Below are 15,918 nucleotides of genomic sequence, written 5' to 3' on the forward strand. Positions count from 1 at the left end.
GACATTTCCTCATTTTGACGCATTCTTCAGGCCACGCAAAAGCCGCGGACGGCGACCTTCTGGAACAAGTGCGGGCTGCCTACGACGGATGACGGATAGGCTGAAAGCTTCGCGACGAACTCGGGATGAGTGAGACCGGCGCGGACCGTCTCGGTGGACTCCCACACCACATAGTTCAGGTAAGTCGGGCTATCGCCGATCGCTCGATGCAGTTGCATGGAAATGAAGCCCGGTTGCTTCGTTATGATCTCGGCAGCCACCTTGAAAGCGTCCAGGAAGCCCGCTTCGTCGGCATAATCGAGCGTGAACAGGTTGATGAGCACAACTGGCGCGGCAGTGATGCCGAGTTGACGCTCAAGCGGGAATTTATCGTCTAGCGGTTTGAATTTACGCTCTTGCGACTTTGGGTCGGCCATGGTGGCACTCCCGTCTAATGGGAAAATGAAACTACCGTAATCGATGCTGCTTCGAAGCAACCTTTAAAAGCCTGCGCCATCCGAAGTGCCCTCAAACCAGCATCGACTGCTGGGCGCAGATGCCCGCCGTCGCGCCTTGCCATGATGCCGTGGTGACCGAGGGCATTGCGGGGTTGGCGAGGTCGCCGGCGGCGTAGATGCCGGGCACGCTGGTTTCGCGGCGCTCGTCGACCTTGAGGACGATGCCCTGGGGCGTATCGACCGTGGCGAGCCCCAGCGATTCATGCAGGCGTGCGGACGGCTTGTTGCGCGGATGCGCGAACAGGATGTCGACCGCAACAGAGGGGCCGGCGTCGAGCCTGACGGTGGCGTTATGGCTCTCGTCATGGTCGATTTCGGTGACCCGACCATCGACGACAGGGATGCCACGGCGAGCCAGATCGGCCCGGATCTCGGGTGGAATGTCGTGACCATTGGCGAAGACCGTCAATGTGTCAGTCCAATCGTGGTATAGCCTGACGTAGTTGTGCGACATTGGGCCGGACCAGACGAGGCCCCAATGCCGGCCGGCAACTTCAAAGCCGTCGCAATACGGGCAAGGCACGATGGAGCTGCCCCAGCCTTCGGCAAAGCCGGGAAGTTCAGGCATCTGGTCGGCGACGCCATAGCTCAGGATCAGGCGGCGCGCCCTCAGGGTTGCGCCCTCGCCAGTGAGGACGGAGAAATCGTCGAGGGCGCCGGAGACGCTCTCGGCCCGGGCATTGACCAGCTGGATCGTGGGATAGCGTGCCAGTTGCTGCCGCGCCTCGGCCAGTATTTCCAGCGGTGGCTTGTGGTCGTGGCCGAGCAGGCCATGGGAGTGGTCGGCGAAACGATTGCGCGGCAGGCCGGTATCAAGAACGGTGACCTTGCGGCGGGCACGGCCGAGTTGCAGGGCGGCGGCAAGACCGGCAAAACTGCCGCCGATGATGATGACGTCATTCATGATGATGGGCTCCGCGCTGTGGATGAAGGGAGATCGGCTTGCACAATTAAGATACTTACGAGTACCATAATTCACAAATTTAGATACTGTCAAGTACTGGAATTTTATGACCGAACACAGTCAGGCCCGACGCGGCCGGCCCGCCAACGATGCGCTAGGCCAGACGATCATCGACGCCGCGGGCGAACTTTTTGTGGAATTGGGTTTTCAAGCGACGACAATGGACAAGGTCGCCCAGCGGGCGAAGATATCCAAGCTCAGCATTTATCGGCACTTCGAGAACAAGGAGGCGCTGTTCAGTGCGGCCATTGCGGCCCACTGCCATCAGTTTGCACCCCAAGCCCTTATTGAAGGCGTCGGCGGTTCGGCGGCAGATCAGCTCATGGCGGTGGGAACATCCCTGCTTCGCACGTTGCTGAGTCCCAACGTGCGCAGTGTCGAAGCCATGATCATGGCCGACAAGACGAATCAAAAATCGTTAAGCAAGCGCCATTACGAAGCCGGCCCCGCCTATGTCATTGCTCAGATCGAGGCCCTGTTGCGTCAGTTGCACGCGAAGGCGGTTCTGAACGTGCCCGATCCTCTGCAGTCCGCCCGTTTGTTTGCCGCGCTTTTCAAAGGGTCCGATCTGCTGATGATCGCGCGCTTCGATGAGGCCAGGGCAGAGGACGACAACGAAATCGAATCCTATTGCCGGGCAGCCGTCGCCATGTTCATCGCCGCGCACGAAAAATAAGACCGTGCCCGGAAAAGCACTCATGGATCACGAGAGAACCCAACGAAACCGGGCCGATCAAGAGATTTGATCCCAGGCCCTTCCCTGCCGTGGCGACAGGGTATCGAGCCCCCGGCAGGGCATTTGCCCCAAAAGGCCAAAAGCCCGCAATTACGCGGGCTTCAGCGCATTTCCTGTTAATGGGTGCCGGACAATGCCGGACGCCCAATCATTCCCATTCAATCGTCGCCGGCGGCTTGCTCGACACGTCATACGTGACGCGAGAGATACCTTCGATCTCGTTGATGATCCGGCCGGAAACAGTTTCCAGCAGCTCGTAGGGCAGGTGCGCCCAACGAGCGGTCATGAAGTCGATGGTTTCCACGGCACGCAGGGCCACGACCCAGGCGTAACGACGACCATCGCCCACCACGCCCACCGATTTCACCGGCTGGAACACCACGAATGCCTGGCTGACCTTGTGGTACCAGTCGGCCTTGCGCAGTTCTTCGATGAAGATATGGTCGGCGCGACGCAGCAGGTCGGCGTATTCCTTCTTCACTTCACCGAGGATCCGCACGCCCAGGCCAGGGCCCGGGAATGGGTGGCGGTAGACCATGTCGTACGGCAGGCCCAGCTCCAGGCCAAGGCGACGTACCTCGTCCTTGAACAGTTCGCGCAGCGGCTCGACCAGCTTGAGGTTCATTTCCTCTGGCAGGCCGCCGACGTTGTGGTGAGACTTGATCACGTGGGCCTTGCCGCTCTTGGCACCGGCCGACTCGATCACGTCGGGGTAGATGGTGCCCTGGGCCAGGTACTTGATGTTTTCCAGCTTGCAAGACTCGGCGTCGAACACATCGATGAAGGTACGGCCGATGATCTTGCGTTTCTTCTCGGGGTCGGATTCGCCGGCCAGGTTGGCCAGGAACTGATCCTCGGCGTTGGCGCGGATCACCTTGACGCCCATGTTCTCGGCGAACATCGCCATCACCTGCTCGCCTTCATGCAGGCGCAGCAGGCCGTTGTCGACGAAAACGCAGGTCAGTTGGTCGCCGATGGCCTTGTGCAGCAACGCAGCGACCACCGAGGAGTCCACGCCGCCGGACAGGCCCAGCAGCACGTTATCGGTACCCACCTGCGCACGCACCTGGGCGATGGCGTCTTCGGCGATCTTCGACGGGGTCCACAGGGCCTCGCATTCGCAGATGTCGAGGATGAAGCGCGACAGGATACGACCGCCCTGCTTGGTGTGGGTCACTTCCGGGTGGAACTGGACGCCGTAATAGCGGCGATCGTCGCTGAACATGCCGGCAATCGGGCAGCTCGGAGTGCTGGCCAGGATATGGAAATCTTCCGGCATGCGGGTGACCTTGTCACCGTGGCTCATCCACACGTCAAGGCCGAACAGGCCGTCGGCATCGATATGGTCTTCGATGCCGTCCAGCAGGCGGCTCTTGCCGACCACGTCCACACGGGCATAACCGAACTCGCGCAGATCGGAGCCTTCCACCTTGCCGCCCAGTTGCTCGGCCATGGTCTGCATGCCGTAGCAGATACCGAAGACCGGCACACCCAGGTCCCAGACCGCCTGGGGCGCCCGAGGGCTGTCGGCGACGTGCACGGACTCCGGGCCGCCGGCCAGGATGATCCCTTTTGGCGCGAATTCGCGAATCGCTTCGTCATCCATATCGAACGGATGCAATTCGCAATACACGCCGATTTCACGCACGCGGCGGGCGATCAGCTGGGTGTACTGGGAACCGAAGTCGAGAATCAGGATGCGGTGAGCGTGAATGTCGAGGGCCATGACTCATTCTCATATAGGGAATCAGAAACAACTCGGGGCTGAATGAACAGCCCCGGTGATTACGTTTGCAGGAAAGCCTTAACCTACGCGGTAGTTCGGCGCTTCCTTGGTGATCTGCACGTCGTGGACATGGGACTCGGCCATGCCCGCGCCGGTGATGCGGACAAATTCCGGCTTGGTGCGCATCTCTTCGATGTTGGCGCTGCCGGTGTAGCCCATGGAAGAACGCAGGCCGCCCATCAGTTGATGGATGATGGCGCTCAGGGTGCCCTTGTAGGGAACGCGACCTTCGATGCCTTCCGGCACCAGCTTCTCGGCACCTGCGGAGGAGTCCTGGAAGTAACGGTCGGACGAGCCCTGGGCCTGGGACATGGCGCCCAGCGAGCCCATGCCGCGATAAGCCTTGTAGCTACGGCCCTGGAACAGTTCGATCTCGCCCGGTGCCTCTTCGGTACCGGCGAACATCGAGCCCATCATCACGCAGGACGCACCGGCCACAATGGCCTTGGACAGGTCACCGGAGAAACGGATACCGCCGTCGGCGATCAGGGGAATGCCGGAGCCTTCGAGGGCTGCGGCGACGTTGGCGATGGCGCTGATCTGTGGAACACCGACACCGGCGACGATGCGGGTGGTGCAGATCGAGCCAGGGCCGATACCGACCTTGACCGCGTCGGCGCCGGCTTCGGCCAGGGCCTTGGCGGCAGCGCCGGTGGCAATGTTGCCGCCGATCACCTGGACGTCAGGGAAGTTCTGCTTGACCCAGCGAACGCGGTCGATCACGCCCTTGGAGTGACCGTGGGCGGTGTCGACCACCACCACGTCCACGCCGGCATTGACCAGGGCGGCGACGCGGTCACCGGTGTCCTTGCCGGTGCCGACCGCGGCACCGACGCGCAGACGACCCTGGTCGTCCTTGCTGGCCAGCGGGTAGGCCTTGGCCTTTTCGATGTCGTTGACGGTCATCATGCCCTTGAGGGCGAACTTGTCGTCGACGATCAGCACGCGCTCAATGCGGTGCTTGTGCAGCAATTCGCGGACTTCGTCCTTGCTGGTGCCTTCCTTGACCGTGACCAGGCGCTCTTTAGGCGTCATTACCTGGCGCACGGTGGCATCCAGGCGGTTCTCGAAACGCACGTCGCGGGAAGTGACGATGCCGACCAGGTCGCCATCGTGCAGCACCGGAACGCCGGAGATGTTGTGCATGCGGGTCAGTTCGAACAGATCGCGCACCGTGGCATCGGCCTCGATGGTGATCGGGTCCTTGACCACGCCGGCCTCGAACCGCTTGACCTTGCGCACTTCGGCGGCCTGCTGTTCGATGGTCATGTTCTTGTGGATGATACCGATGCCGCCTTCCTGCGCCATGGCAATGGCCAGGCGGGCTTCGGTCACGGTGTCCATGGCGGCGGATACCAGCGGAATATTCAGCTCGATGCCACGGGTAAGACGGGTTTTGAGACTGACTTCGTTAGGCAGTACCTCGGAATAACCGGGCACAAGGAGAATGTCGTCGAATGTCAGGGCTTCTTGGCTGATACGCAGCATCGCGGGGGCTCCCGAGCGGGAAAATGGAAGCGCGCCATTATACTCATGGACCCCGTCTCGCTCAATGTAAAACTCTGCCTATTATTGCCGGGCAGATTGACGGGGCTGATCCCCTCACTGCGACTGTACATCGCCCCTGTGGCGAGGGGATTGATCCCCGCTGGACTGCGCAGCAGTCCCGAAGCGGCCGACTCGATATGCCAGATGTACCGCATAGCCCGGTTCAGGGCCGCTTCGCGCCCCAGCGGGGATCAATCCCCTCGCCACAAAAACAGTCCGCCGTGTGCCTATCTACAACTCCACCTTCACCCAACTCACCGGCTGGTCCAGCCAATCGGCGAATTCATCGAGGAAATCCTGCTTGAACCCGGCCTCGAGCCAGTTGTTGAAGATGAACCCCAGGTTGGAAAAGGCGCAGGGCTGCAGGAACAGGAACCCGTTGATGTCATCTTCATGCCCGCATTCGGGACAGGTGAAATTGTCGGTGCGGCCTGGCATCCAGTCTTCCAGGCTTTCGAACAGCGCTTCGCCGATTTCCCTGCGGCACTCGGCGCAACCCGCCTCCTCGAGGAATCCCTTGGCCGGGGTATAGATACAGCGCCGGGTAATGATCTCCAGGCCGTTGACGGGCTCGCCGAACGGCAAGGCTTCGGGGTACAGGGCCACCTCCCGGGCGCCAGGGGCAATGGCGTGGCCCATGCGGTTGCCGGTGCGGCCGCAGGTGGTCAACTGTTCCTGGACAATATTCTTGCGTACCAGCCAGCGCACGATCGCACGGGCCCGGGGTTCGTGGACCGGCAGCGTGGAGATTTTCGGGACGATGATGCTTTGCGAATTCATGGCGAGGCCCGCTGTTTCCCTTGCTGAGCGAATGAAGGCCGGCAGCTTAATCCCTGGCCGGGCCAGGTCAAGCACTCAGGTAGCGCACGATCAACGCGATGCCGCTGGCGAGCACCAGCCAGGTGACCAGGCGCACGAATGCCTCGCGGGACATCCGCAGGGTCAGGCGACGCCCCACCCACAAGCCCAGCGCCATGGCCGGCAACAAGCACAGCGCCAGTACCAGCAAGGGTAGCTCGGCATATACCCCGGCGATGACGAACAGCGTCAAGCGCACCACGGTACTGCAACTGATCAGCGCGCTTTGCGTGGCGCGGGCCGGGTCCTTGGGCAAGCGGCTGTTCAGATAGATGGCGTATAAAAAGCCGCCACTGCCAAACAGCGCACCGAACATCCCGCCCACCGTCCCCATCGGCAGCGCCCACAGCGCCGACAGCTGCGCCGGCCGGGCCTTTACCCACAGGCTATAGATCGCATAGGCGCTGATGAACAGTCCCATCAATAACAGCAGCAGGTCGGATTTGAGGTTGAGCAGGAATATCACCCCCAAGGTGCAACCCAGGGCCATGCATGGCAGCAAGCGCAGCAGCTCCGACCGGGACACGTCCCGCCGCGACGGCAGCAGGTTGCCGAATGCGGCGACGAAATCCAGCAGCACCAGCAGCGGCACGATTTTCGACAGGGGCATGAACAGCAACAGAATCGGCGCGGCCACCAGCGCCGTCCCGAACCCGGCGATGCCGAACACGATGTAGGCCAGGGCTATGGCCGAGCCGATCACCAGCCATTCCAAGGGGGCAAATGCCCACTGGCCCAACCACGACAGCAGATTCATCCGACACTTCCTTGCTGAGGAGAGCGGGGACTTTAGCCAGTTGTGTCACGGCATATCCAGCATTTGTGGTGACAGGTGCACCGCTATCGCGAGCAAGCTCGCTCCCGCTAATGGCTCCCTGGTGTTCACAAAGCTTGCGACCACCCAAGATCCCTGTGGGAGCGAGCTTGCTCGCGATGAAGGCAACCCGGTCCGATTTGTCTTCACTCATGGAGATTCACCGACGAATGCCCTTATCATGCCGCCCATGATTAAAGATCCCTTTGCCCGACTGGGCCTGGACCGCGAGGTCCTGACTGTCAGCCAGCTCAACGGCCGTGCGCGGGTGTTGCTTGAAGACGTGTTCAGCAATATCTGGGTCGAGGGGGAAATTTCCAACCTGGCCCGGCCCGCCTCCGGCCATGTGTATTTCACCCTCAAGGACAGTGGCGCCCAGGTGCGTTGCGCGCTGTTCCGGCAGAACGCCGCGCGGGTGCGCCAGGCCCTGAAAGACGGGTTGGCGGTCAAGGTGCGCGGCAAGGTCTCGCTGTTCGAAGGGCGCGGCGACTATCAACTGATCCTCGACACCGTGGAGCCGGCCGGCGACGGCGCCCTGCGCCTGGCTTTCGATGCCCTCAAGGAAAAGCTCAGCGCCGAAGGCCTGTTCAGCGCCGAGCGCAAGGTGCCGCTGCCGGCCCATCCGCAACGCATCGGCATCATCAGTTCGCCCACCGGCGCGGTGATCCGCGACATCATCAGCGTGTTCCGCCGCCGGGCGCCGCAGATCGCCCTGACGTTGATTCCCACCGCCGTACAGGGTCGCGAAGCCACCGCGCAGATTGTCCGCGCCCTGAAACTGGCGGATACCCGCGGTTTCGACGCGCTGATCCTGGCCCGGGGCGGCGGTTCGCTGGAGGATCTGTGGTGCTTCAACGAAGAGGCCGTGGCCCGGGCGGTGGATGCCTGCGTCACGCCAATCGTCAGTGCCGTCGGCCATGAGACCGATGTGTCCATCAGCGATTTCGTCGCCGACGTGCGTGCCCCCACCCCCTCCGCCGCCGCCGAACTGCTGGCGCCGGATGCCGGCGAACTGGTGCGGCGGGTCGAAAGCCTGCACCGACGCCTGGTGATGCGCATGCGCGACCGCCTGATGCGCGACCAACTGCGCCTCGAAGGCCTGACCCGGCGCCTGCGTCATCCGGGCGAGCGCCTGCGTCAGCAGGCCCAGCGCCTGGACGACCTGGACATGCGTCTGCGCCGGGCCTTCGAACGCAGCCTCGATAACCGTCGCGAACGCCTGATTCGCCTGGAAACCCGCCTCACCGGACAGCATCCGGGCCGCCAGCTGGCTTTGTTGCGTCATCGCCTGGACAGCCTGGCCGAGCGCCTGCCCCGGGCCATGAACGAAGGCCTGAAGGCGCGTCGCCTGCAATTGCAGAACCAGATGCAGACCCTGCACATCGTCAGCCCCCTGGCGACCCTCGGCCGGGGCTATAGCATCCTTTTGGACGAACGCGGCCATGCGATCCGCAATGCCGGGCAGACCCACACCGGCCAGCGCCTGACCGCCCGGCTCGGCGAAGGCGAACTGCTGGTGCGGGTCGAAGACAACCACCTGACGCCGGTCACCCTTTCTCTACTGGATTGATTCATGCCGCGATCTATCGCCCCCCTGCTGTTGCTGTGCCTGACCATCAATGCCCACGCCGACAGCTACATCACCCGTCTGCTGAACAAACCGGTACCCGGCGGCGTGGCCGTGGTGGACCTGGGCAGCGCGACCCAGGCCCCCAAAGTCAGCTACCAGGGCAAACCGGTGCTGGTGGTCAAGGAACAGCAGAACTGGCTGGCGATCGTCGGCATCCCGCTGACGGTCAAGCCCGGCACCGAGCAGATCAAAAGTGGCGGCAGCACCCAGCCCTTCGTGGTCGGCTACAAGAAGTACCCCGAGCAACACATCACCTTGAAGAACAAGCGCCAGGTCAACCCGAACCCGGCGGACCTCAAGCGCATCGACGCCGAACTGGCCGTACAGTTGAAGGCCTACCGCACCTTCAGCCCGAACATTCCCAGCAACCTGTTGCTGGACAAGCCTGTCGATGGCCCACTGTCGAGCAAGTTCGGCGTGCGCCGCTTCTTCAATGGTGAAGAGCGCAACCCGCATTCGGGCCTGGACTTCGCCGTACCCGCCGGGACGCCCATCAAGACCCCGGCCGCAGGCAAGGTGATCCTCACCGGCAATTACTTCTTCAACGGCAATACGGTGTTCGTCGACCACGGCCAGGGCTTCATCAGCATGTTCTGTCATATGTCGAAAATCGATGTGAAGGTCGGCCAGCAGTTGGCCAGGGGAGCGGTCGTGGGCAAAGTGGGTGCAACCGGCCGGGCAACAGGGCCGCACATGCACTGGAACATCAGCCTGAACGATGCGCGAGTGGATCCGGCGATTTTCATCGGGGCGTTCCAGCCCTGAGTTCATGGTGGGGCTACTTCCCTCAGCCCCATCTTCCGTGAATTGCCAAGCTCAAAACATCGACGCAATTTCCAACATGGAAGCTCCGAATATTCGCGATTAAATCTCGCAAAATCGCTCGAAATCAGAACTTCTCTCAATTTTTTTCGATTGCTTGCGATCCTCTGCCCACCCGGTTAGGGTTGAGGGCATGAAAACCTCTCACACCCTCATCCAGCTTCGCCAGCACCGCAGCCTGTGCCTCGTCAGCGCACGACTGCCGGGCTGAATCGCGGCACCTCGTTCCGGCTGAGAAGCCACCCCGTTCGAACCACCGGCAGGCCGCCTTTTTTCGGCCACGACAATAAAAGGATTCCGCCCATGAGCATGCTCAAAGACCCGTCTTCCAAATACCGCGCCTTCCCGACCATCAACCTGCCGGATCGCACCTGGCCGTCGAAGACCATCACCACCGCGCCGATCTGGTGCAGCTCCGACCTGCGCGACGGCAACCAGTCGCTGATCGAACCGATGGACGCGGTCAAGAAACTGCGTTTCTGGAAAACCCTGGTCGCCGTCGGCGTCAAGGAAATCGAAGCTTCATTCCCGGCCGCTTCCCAGACCGACTTCGACTTCGTGCGCACCCTCATCGAGGAAGGCCACATCCCGGACGACACCACCATCCAGGTGCTGACCCAGGCTCGTGAAGACCTGATCGCCCGCACGTTCGAATCCCTGCGCGGCGCGAAAAAAGCCATCGTCCACCTGTACAACGCCACCTGCCCATCGTTCCGCCGCATCGTGTTCAACCAGGACAAGGAAGGCGTGAAGGAAATCGCGGTGAACGCGGCCAAGCTGTTCGTCAAATACGCCGCCCAGCAGCCGCAAACCCAGTGGCAGTTCGAATACTCCCCGGAAACCTTCAGCGCCACCGAGCTCGAGTTCGCCAAGGAAGTCTGCGATGCGGTCATCGAAGTGTGGAACCCGACGCCCGAGCGCAAGGTGATCCTCAACCTGCCCGCCACCGTGGAAGTCGCCACGCCGAATGTCTATGCCGACCAGATCGAATGGTTCGGCCGCAACATCACCCGTCGCGACAGCGTGATCATCAGCCTGCACACCCACAACGACCGTGGCACCGGTGTGGCCGCCACCGAACTGGGCCTGATGGCTGGCGCCGACCGTGTCGAAGGCTGCCTGTTCGGCAACGGCGAGCGTACCGGCAACGTCGACCTGGTGACCGTGGCACTGAATCTCTACACCCAGGGCATCGACCCTGAACTGGACTTCTCCGACATCGACGGCGTGCGCAAGGTCGTCGAGGAATGCAACCAGATTCCGGTGCACCCACGCCATCCGTATGTCGGCGACCTGGTCCACACCGCATTCTCCGGCTCCCACCAGGATGCCATTCGCAAGGGCTTCGCCCAGCAGAAACCGGACGCCCTGTGGGAAGTGCCCTATCTGCCGATCGACCCGGCCGACATCGGCCGCAGCTACGAGGCGGTGATTCGTGTCAACAGCCAGTCGGGCAAGGGCGGCATCGCCTACCTGCTGGAACAGGAATACGGCATCAGCCTGCCCCGCCGCATGCAGATCGAATTCAGCCAGGTGGTGCAGCGCGAAACCGATCGCCTGGGCCTGGAAATGACCGCCCAGCAGATCCACAGCCTGCTGCAACGCGAATACCTGCAAGCCAACACCCCGTATGCGCTGGTCAGCCATCGCCTGCAGGAAGAAAACGGCCACAGCGCCGTGGAAGTGGAAGTGGCCAGCAAGGGCCAGGGCGAAACCAACCTGCACTGGCGCGGCAAGGGCAACGGCGCCCTGGAAGCGCTGGTGGCCGGCCTGCCGATTCCCGTGGAAATCATGGACTACAACGAACATGCCATCGGCGCCGGCACCAACGCCAAGGCCGCGGCCTATATCGAGCTGCGGGTCAACGGTGAGCGCGCGGTACACGGCGTAGGCATCGATGAGAACATCACCACCGCCAGCTTCAAGGCTTTGTTCAGTGCGCTGAACCGCTCCCTGAGCCAGCCGGAAGCCAAGGCGGCCTGATCCTGGGCTGACATGCAAAAAGGCCCCAGGGTGTGAATCCTGGGGCCTTTTTGTTTGACTTGGGATATGGGTTGCCGTCCGGGACCTGCTCGCGATAACGGCCTACCGCGCTACCCCCTCTCAGGCATGGGTATCGATCCCGACCGTCATGGCCTGCAATAGCGCCGCTCGAAGCGTCTGCAGGGCCGCCTGGGTTCCCATGATCTGGGTCTGGATGGCCATGGCCTGCTGAGCCTTCTGCTCTTCGCTGGCCTGGCTCTTCTGCACGCGAGCCAATTGCACCTGTTGCTGGGCCAGCAGTTTCTCGGTCTGCTCGATCTGCTTCTTGATCTGCTCGATCACATCCACACCCGTGCTGCTGGGTGCGCCGGCGACGTTAGCACCGCTGGTATCGACCTTCAGTGACTTTTCCTTCTCGCTGCCGGCGTCCGTGGTCGCGTCCGCAGTCTCCTCGGTCGTACCTTTGATCGACACCTTAGGGGCCGACATCGGATACGGGTTTACGGTCGTTGCGCTGATAGTGGTCATGAGCATTCTCCTTGGCTGACCGTTTATCGGCACGCAATAGCCGTTCTTGAGGGTTGAAACGATTCAATCAGATGAATTCGAAACGATCGGCATCCAGGTTCGCCGGAAACCGCGCACGATACGCCGCCAGGTCCGCCGCATTGAGATTCACCATGAACACGCCATCGGCCTCTCCCACGCTGAGCAAGGTCTCGCCCTGGAAGTCCAGCACCTGACTGTCCCCAGTGTAGGCAAAACCCTTGCCGTCGGTGCCGATGCGGTTCACTGCCGCTACGTAACACAGGTTCTCGATGGCCCGGGCCGGCAGCAGGCGGTTCCAGTGCAAGCGCCGGGCGCCAGGCCAGTTGGCGGTGTACAGCAGCAGGTCGGTGTCCTCGGCGTCGCGGCTCCAGGCCGGGAAACGCAGGTCGTAGCAAATCAACGGGCGCACCCGCCAGCCCTTGAGTTCGAACAGCACCTGACGCTCACCCGGTGTGTAGTGGTTGTGCTCCCCGGCCATGCGAAACAGATGGCGCTTGTCATAGTGCAGCACCTCACCGTCCGGACGGGCCCAGAGCAGGCGGTTGCGATGGCTGCCGTCGGCGGCCTGGACAATCAGGCTGCCGGTGATCACCGCATCCAGCCTCGACGCCTGCGTCCTGAGCCAAACGCTGGTAGGCCCGTGCTCCGGTTCGGCCAGGGCCTGGGATTCCATGGAAAAGCCGGTGGTGAACATTTCCGGCAAAATCACCAGGTCGGCCCCGCGGGCCTGTTCCAGCAGACTTTCGAAATGCTCCAGGTTGGCCTCGCGGTCGTGCCACGCCAGGGTGGTCTGGATCAGGGCAACATTGAGATTGGGCAACATACTCAGATCACGCATAGCTTTTGCGCCGCTTCGCGCAGCGTCTCCTCGCGTTTGGCGAAGCACAGGCGCACCAGGCGCTGTCCCTCGGGAGGGGTCTGGTAGAACACCGACACCGGGATCGCCGCCACCCCGTGCTCACGGGTCATCCAGACCGCCATGTCGACGTCATTCAGGTCCGGGCGGATCCGGGAATAATCCACCAGTTGGAAATAGGTGCCGGCCACCCGCTTGAAGCTGAACCGCGACGGGGCCAGCAAGTCGCAGAACAGGTCGCGCTTGGCCTGGTAGAAATCGGGCAATTGCTCGACATGCTCCGGGTGGTCGGCCATGTAGTCGGCCAGGGCGTATTGCAGCGGTGTCACCCCGCAAAAGCTGACGTACTGATGCACCTTGCGCAGCTCGGCGGTGAGGGCCGGTGGCGCCACGACGTAGCCGGTCTTCCAACCGGTGACGTGGTAGGTCTTGCCGAAGGAGCTGACCACGAACGCGCGCCGATACAGCTCCTCATGGGCCAGGACACTGGCATGGGGCACGCCGTCGAAGACCAGGTGTTCATACACCTCGTCGCTGACCAGATAGATGTCGCGATCATGGATCAACGCCGCCAACTGATCCAGCTCGGCCCGGCTGATCAGGGCCCCGCTGGGGTTGTGCGGTGTGTTGAGGATGATCATGCGCGTACGCGGCCCCAGGGCGTCACCGAGCTTCTGGAAGTCGATGGCAAAGTCATCCAGGCCCAGTTGCACGTGCACGCACCTCCCACCGGCCAACTGCACCGCTGGCTCGTAACTGTCGTAGCTGGGGTCGAACACAATCACTTCGTCGCCGCTTTGCACCACCGCCGCGATGGCGCAGAAAATCGCCTGGGTCGCGCCTGGGGTCACGGTGACCTCCTGGTCGGCGTCGACATCGACGCCATAGCTGCGGGCGATCTTCGCCGTGATCTGCTGACGCAACGCCGGCAGGCCGGTCATGGGCGAATACTGGTTATGGCCTTGGGCGATGTGCCGGCCGACCGCATCGCGCAGCGCCTGGGGGCCATCGAAATCGGGAAACCCCTGGGACAGGTTCAGCGCACCGGTCTGGGCGGCAAGCTGGGACATCTGGGTGAAGATGGTGATGCCGACATTCGGCAACTTGCTGGTGATCATCGAGGGTTCCCTGCTCTACACCCGGCTCTGGCGCGGCGCGGGAGAGTTCGAGGATAGCCCAATCGCCAGGTATGAAAAAGGGTGCCACCCAGGGCACCCTTTCTTATGCTGACACAACTCAAACCTTGTGGAGCGAGCTTGCTCGCTCCACAGTGGATCTGCGGTGACTATCAATCAGCGCTTGTCGCGGCGCTTCTTGTCGGCCTTCTTGTGGTGCGACATCAAGCGACGCTTCTTGTTGACCTGCCGGTCGGTGAGCGTGTTCTTGTTGCCTTCATACGGGTTCTCGCCGCCCTTGAACTCGATACGGATGGGCGTACCCACCAGCTTCAGGACGCGACGATAGGTGTTTTCCAGGTACCGAACGTAGGATTTGGGTACCTTCTCGATCTGGTTACCGTGGATCACGATGATCGGCGGGTTGGCGCCCCCCAGGTGAGCGTAACGCAGTTTGATCCGGCGGTTGTTGACCATCGGTGGCGCGTGCTCGCTGACGGCGTCTTCCAGGATCTGGGTCAGGCGGTTGGTCGGCCAGCGGGTGACCGCCGACTTGAACGAGTTCTGCACCGACGCGTAGAGGTTGCCCACGCCCGTGCCGTGCAAGGCCGAGATGAAGTGGATATCGGCGAAGTCGACGAAGAACAGCCGGCGCTGCAATTCCACCTTCACAAAATCCCGCTCGCTCGGGGTCATGCCGTCCCATTTGTTGATGGCGATGACCAGCGCACGTCCGGCCTCCAGGGCGAAGCCCAGCAGGTTCAGGTCGTGATCGACCACGCCTTCGCGAGCGTCCATCACGAAGATCACCACGTTGGCGTCCTTGATCGCCTGCAGCGTCTTGACCACGGAGAACTTCTCGACTTCCTCGTGGATCTTGCCGCGCTTGCGCACACCGGCGGTGTCGATCAGCGTGTACTTCTCGTCGTTACGTTCGAACGGGATGTAGATGCTGTCGCGAGTGGTACCGGGCTGGTCGTACACGATGACCCGGTCTTCGCCGAGCATGCGGTTGACCAGCGTCGACTTGCCCACGTTCGGGCGGCCGATGATGGCGATCTTGATCCCGTCCTTCTCGCTCGGGCCCGGAATGCGCTTGGCTTCCTCGCCTTCGGCAACGATCTCTTCCTCGCCTTCTTCCGGCTCGTCTTCATCGTCTTTCGGGAAATCCGCCAGGGCGACTTCCAGCAACTGGCTGATGCCGCGACCATGGGCGCCGGCAATCGGGATCGCCTGGCCCATGCCCAACGGCGCGAACTCGGCGCGGGCCATGTCCGGATCGATGTTGTCGACCTTGTTGGCGACCACATGGGAGCGCTTGTTACGCTTGCGCAAATGCTCGGCGATCATCTGGTCGGCGGCGGTAAAACCGGCCTTGGCGTCTACCAGGAACAGCACCACATCCGCTTCTTCGATGGCCAGCAGCGACTGCTCGGCCATTTTTTCGTCCATGCCGTGTTCGTCACCGGAGATGCCACCGGTGTCGATCAGGATGTAAGTACGCCCTTGCCACTTGGCCTCACCGTATTGGCGATCACGGGTCAGACCGGACAAGTCGCCGACAATGGCGTCGCGAGTCCTGGTCAGGCGATTGAACAAGGTGGACTTGCCGACGTTCGGTCGGCCCACCAGGGCGATTACGGGAACCATGCGGCTCTCCACTTCGTTATTTCAGAAAATACAAAAGCCGCTGCGAGGCAGCGGCTGGTGCTCGGAGGCAGTCCCGTGGGATCGGGCTTGCTCGCGAAAGCGGTGTGTTC

The 15,918-nt window shown here is 62.2% G+C and carries 14 protein-coding genes; 4 read left to right on the forward strand and 10 right to left on the reverse strand.

Features of this window, described 5'->3' with window-relative positions; all coding sequences use genetic code 11:
• Positions 1-26 precede the first annotated feature (26 nt).
• Positions 27-416 carry an antibiotic biosynthesis monooxygenase family protein gene (locus BT179_RS09210; protein ID WP_072430821.1) on the reverse strand — a complete coding sequence of 130 codons (390 nt, stop codon included), beginning with the start codon at positions 414-416 and terminating at the stop codon, positions 27-29.
• Positions 417-507: 91 nt separating this feature from the next.
• Positions 508-1,401, reverse strand: a complete 894-nt coding sequence (locus tag BT179_RS09215) for an NAD(P)/FAD-dependent oxidoreductase (RefSeq protein ID WP_072430820.1) — start codon at positions 1,399-1,401, stop codon at positions 508-510.
• A 106-nt stretch (positions 1,402-1,507) separates the two neighbouring features.
• On the opposite strand from BT179_RS09215, the gene BT179_RS09220 reads away from it, so the two are divergent.
• Entirely contained in the window at positions 1,508-2,137 is a 630-nt protein-coding gene (locus BT179_RS09220) for a TetR/AcrR family transcriptional regulator (protein WP_072430819.1), read from the forward strand.
• A 208-nt stretch (positions 2,138-2,345) separates the two neighbouring features.
• On the opposite strand, the gene guaA is transcribed toward BT179_RS09220, so the two are convergent.
• The 4 genes from guaA to BT179_RS09240 form a co-directional block, all read right to left on the reverse strand.
• A complete protein-coding gene (gene guaA, locus BT179_RS09225) occupies positions 2,346-3,923 on the reverse strand; it encodes a glutamine-hydrolyzing GMP synthase (RefSeq protein ID WP_072388122.1) in 1,578 nt (525 codons plus the stop codon).
• Between the two features lie 78 nt (positions 3,924-4,001).
• A complete protein-coding gene (guaB, locus tag BT179_RS09230; RefSeq protein ID WP_072388124.1) occupies positions 4,002-5,471 on the reverse strand; it encodes an IMP dehydrogenase in 1,470 nt (489 codons plus the stop codon).
• A 291-nt stretch (positions 5,472-5,762) separates the two neighbouring features.
• Positions 5,763-6,311, reverse strand: a complete 549-nt coding sequence (locus BT179_RS09235; RefSeq protein WP_072430818.1) for a sugar ABC transporter ATPase — start codon at positions 6,309-6,311, stop codon at positions 5,763-5,765.
• 67 nt (positions 6,312-6,378) lie between these two features.
• The gene (locus BT179_RS09240; protein ID WP_072430817.1) at positions 6,379-7,146 is read right to left on the reverse strand and encodes a sulfite exporter TauE/SafE family protein; all 768 of its coding nucleotides are present in this window, start codon (positions 7,144-7,146) and stop codon (positions 6,379-6,381) included.
• A gap of 247 nt (positions 7,147-7,393) precedes the next feature.
• Here BT179_RS09240 and xseA point away from each other — a divergent pair, with 247 nt between their 5' ends.
• The 3 genes from xseA (at position 7,394) to leuA (ending at position 11,638) form a co-directional block, all read left to right on the forward strand.
• On the forward strand, positions 7,394-8,773 hold the full coding sequence (gene xseA / locus BT179_RS09245; RefSeq protein ID WP_072430816.1) for an exodeoxyribonuclease VII large subunit: 1,380 nt from the start codon (positions 7,394-7,396) through the stop codon (positions 8,771-8,773).
• A 3-nt stretch (positions 8,774-8,776) separates the two neighbouring features.
• Entirely contained in the window at positions 8,777-9,598 is an 822-nt protein-coding gene (locus BT179_RS09250) for a peptidoglycan DD-metalloendopeptidase family protein (RefSeq protein ID WP_072388132.1), read from the forward strand.
• A gap of 360 nt (positions 9,599-9,958) precedes the next feature.
• On the forward strand, positions 9,959-11,638 hold the full coding sequence (gene leuA, locus BT179_RS09260) for a 2-isopropylmalate synthase (protein ID WP_072388134.1): 1,680 nt from the start codon (positions 9,959-9,961) through the stop codon (positions 11,636-11,638).
• 120 nt (positions 11,639-11,758) lie between these two features.
• Here leuA and BT179_RS09265 read toward each other — a convergent pair whose 3' ends face one another.
• The 4 genes from BT179_RS09265 to der all read right to left on the reverse strand — a co-directional run bounded on the left by BT179_RS09265 (position 11,759) and on the right by der (position 15,808).
• Positions 11,759-12,166: a hypothetical protein gene (locus tag BT179_RS09265; protein WP_072388136.1), complete on the reverse strand. Its 408-nt coding sequence runs from the start codon at positions 12,164-12,166 to the stop codon at positions 11,759-11,761.
• 67 nt (positions 12,167-12,233) lie between these two features.
• Positions 12,234-13,025 (reverse strand): amidohydrolase, encoded by a 792-nt coding sequence (locus BT179_RS09270; protein WP_072388138.1) that lies wholly within the window; start codon positions 13,023-13,025, stop codon positions 12,234-12,236.
• Positions 13,013-14,161 (reverse strand): pyridoxal phosphate-dependent aminotransferase, encoded by a 1,149-nt coding sequence (locus BT179_RS09275; RefSeq protein ID WP_072388140.1) that lies wholly within the window; start codon positions 14,159-14,161, stop codon positions 13,013-13,015. Before BT179_RS09275 ends, BT179_RS09270 begins: the two co-directional genes overlap by 13 nt.
• Positions 14,162-14,335: 174 nt before the next feature.
• A complete protein-coding gene (gene der, locus BT179_RS09280) occupies positions 14,336-15,808 on the reverse strand; it encodes a ribosome biogenesis GTPase Der (protein WP_072388143.1) in 1,473 nt (490 codons plus the stop codon).
• Between the last annotated feature and the right edge of the window lie 110 nt (positions 15,809-15,918).

The sequence above is a fragment of the Pseudomonas sp. NFACC43 genome, assembly GCF_900119645.1.
Lineage (GTDB): Bacteria > Pseudomonadota > Gammaproteobacteria > Pseudomonadales > Pseudomonadaceae > Aquipseudomonas.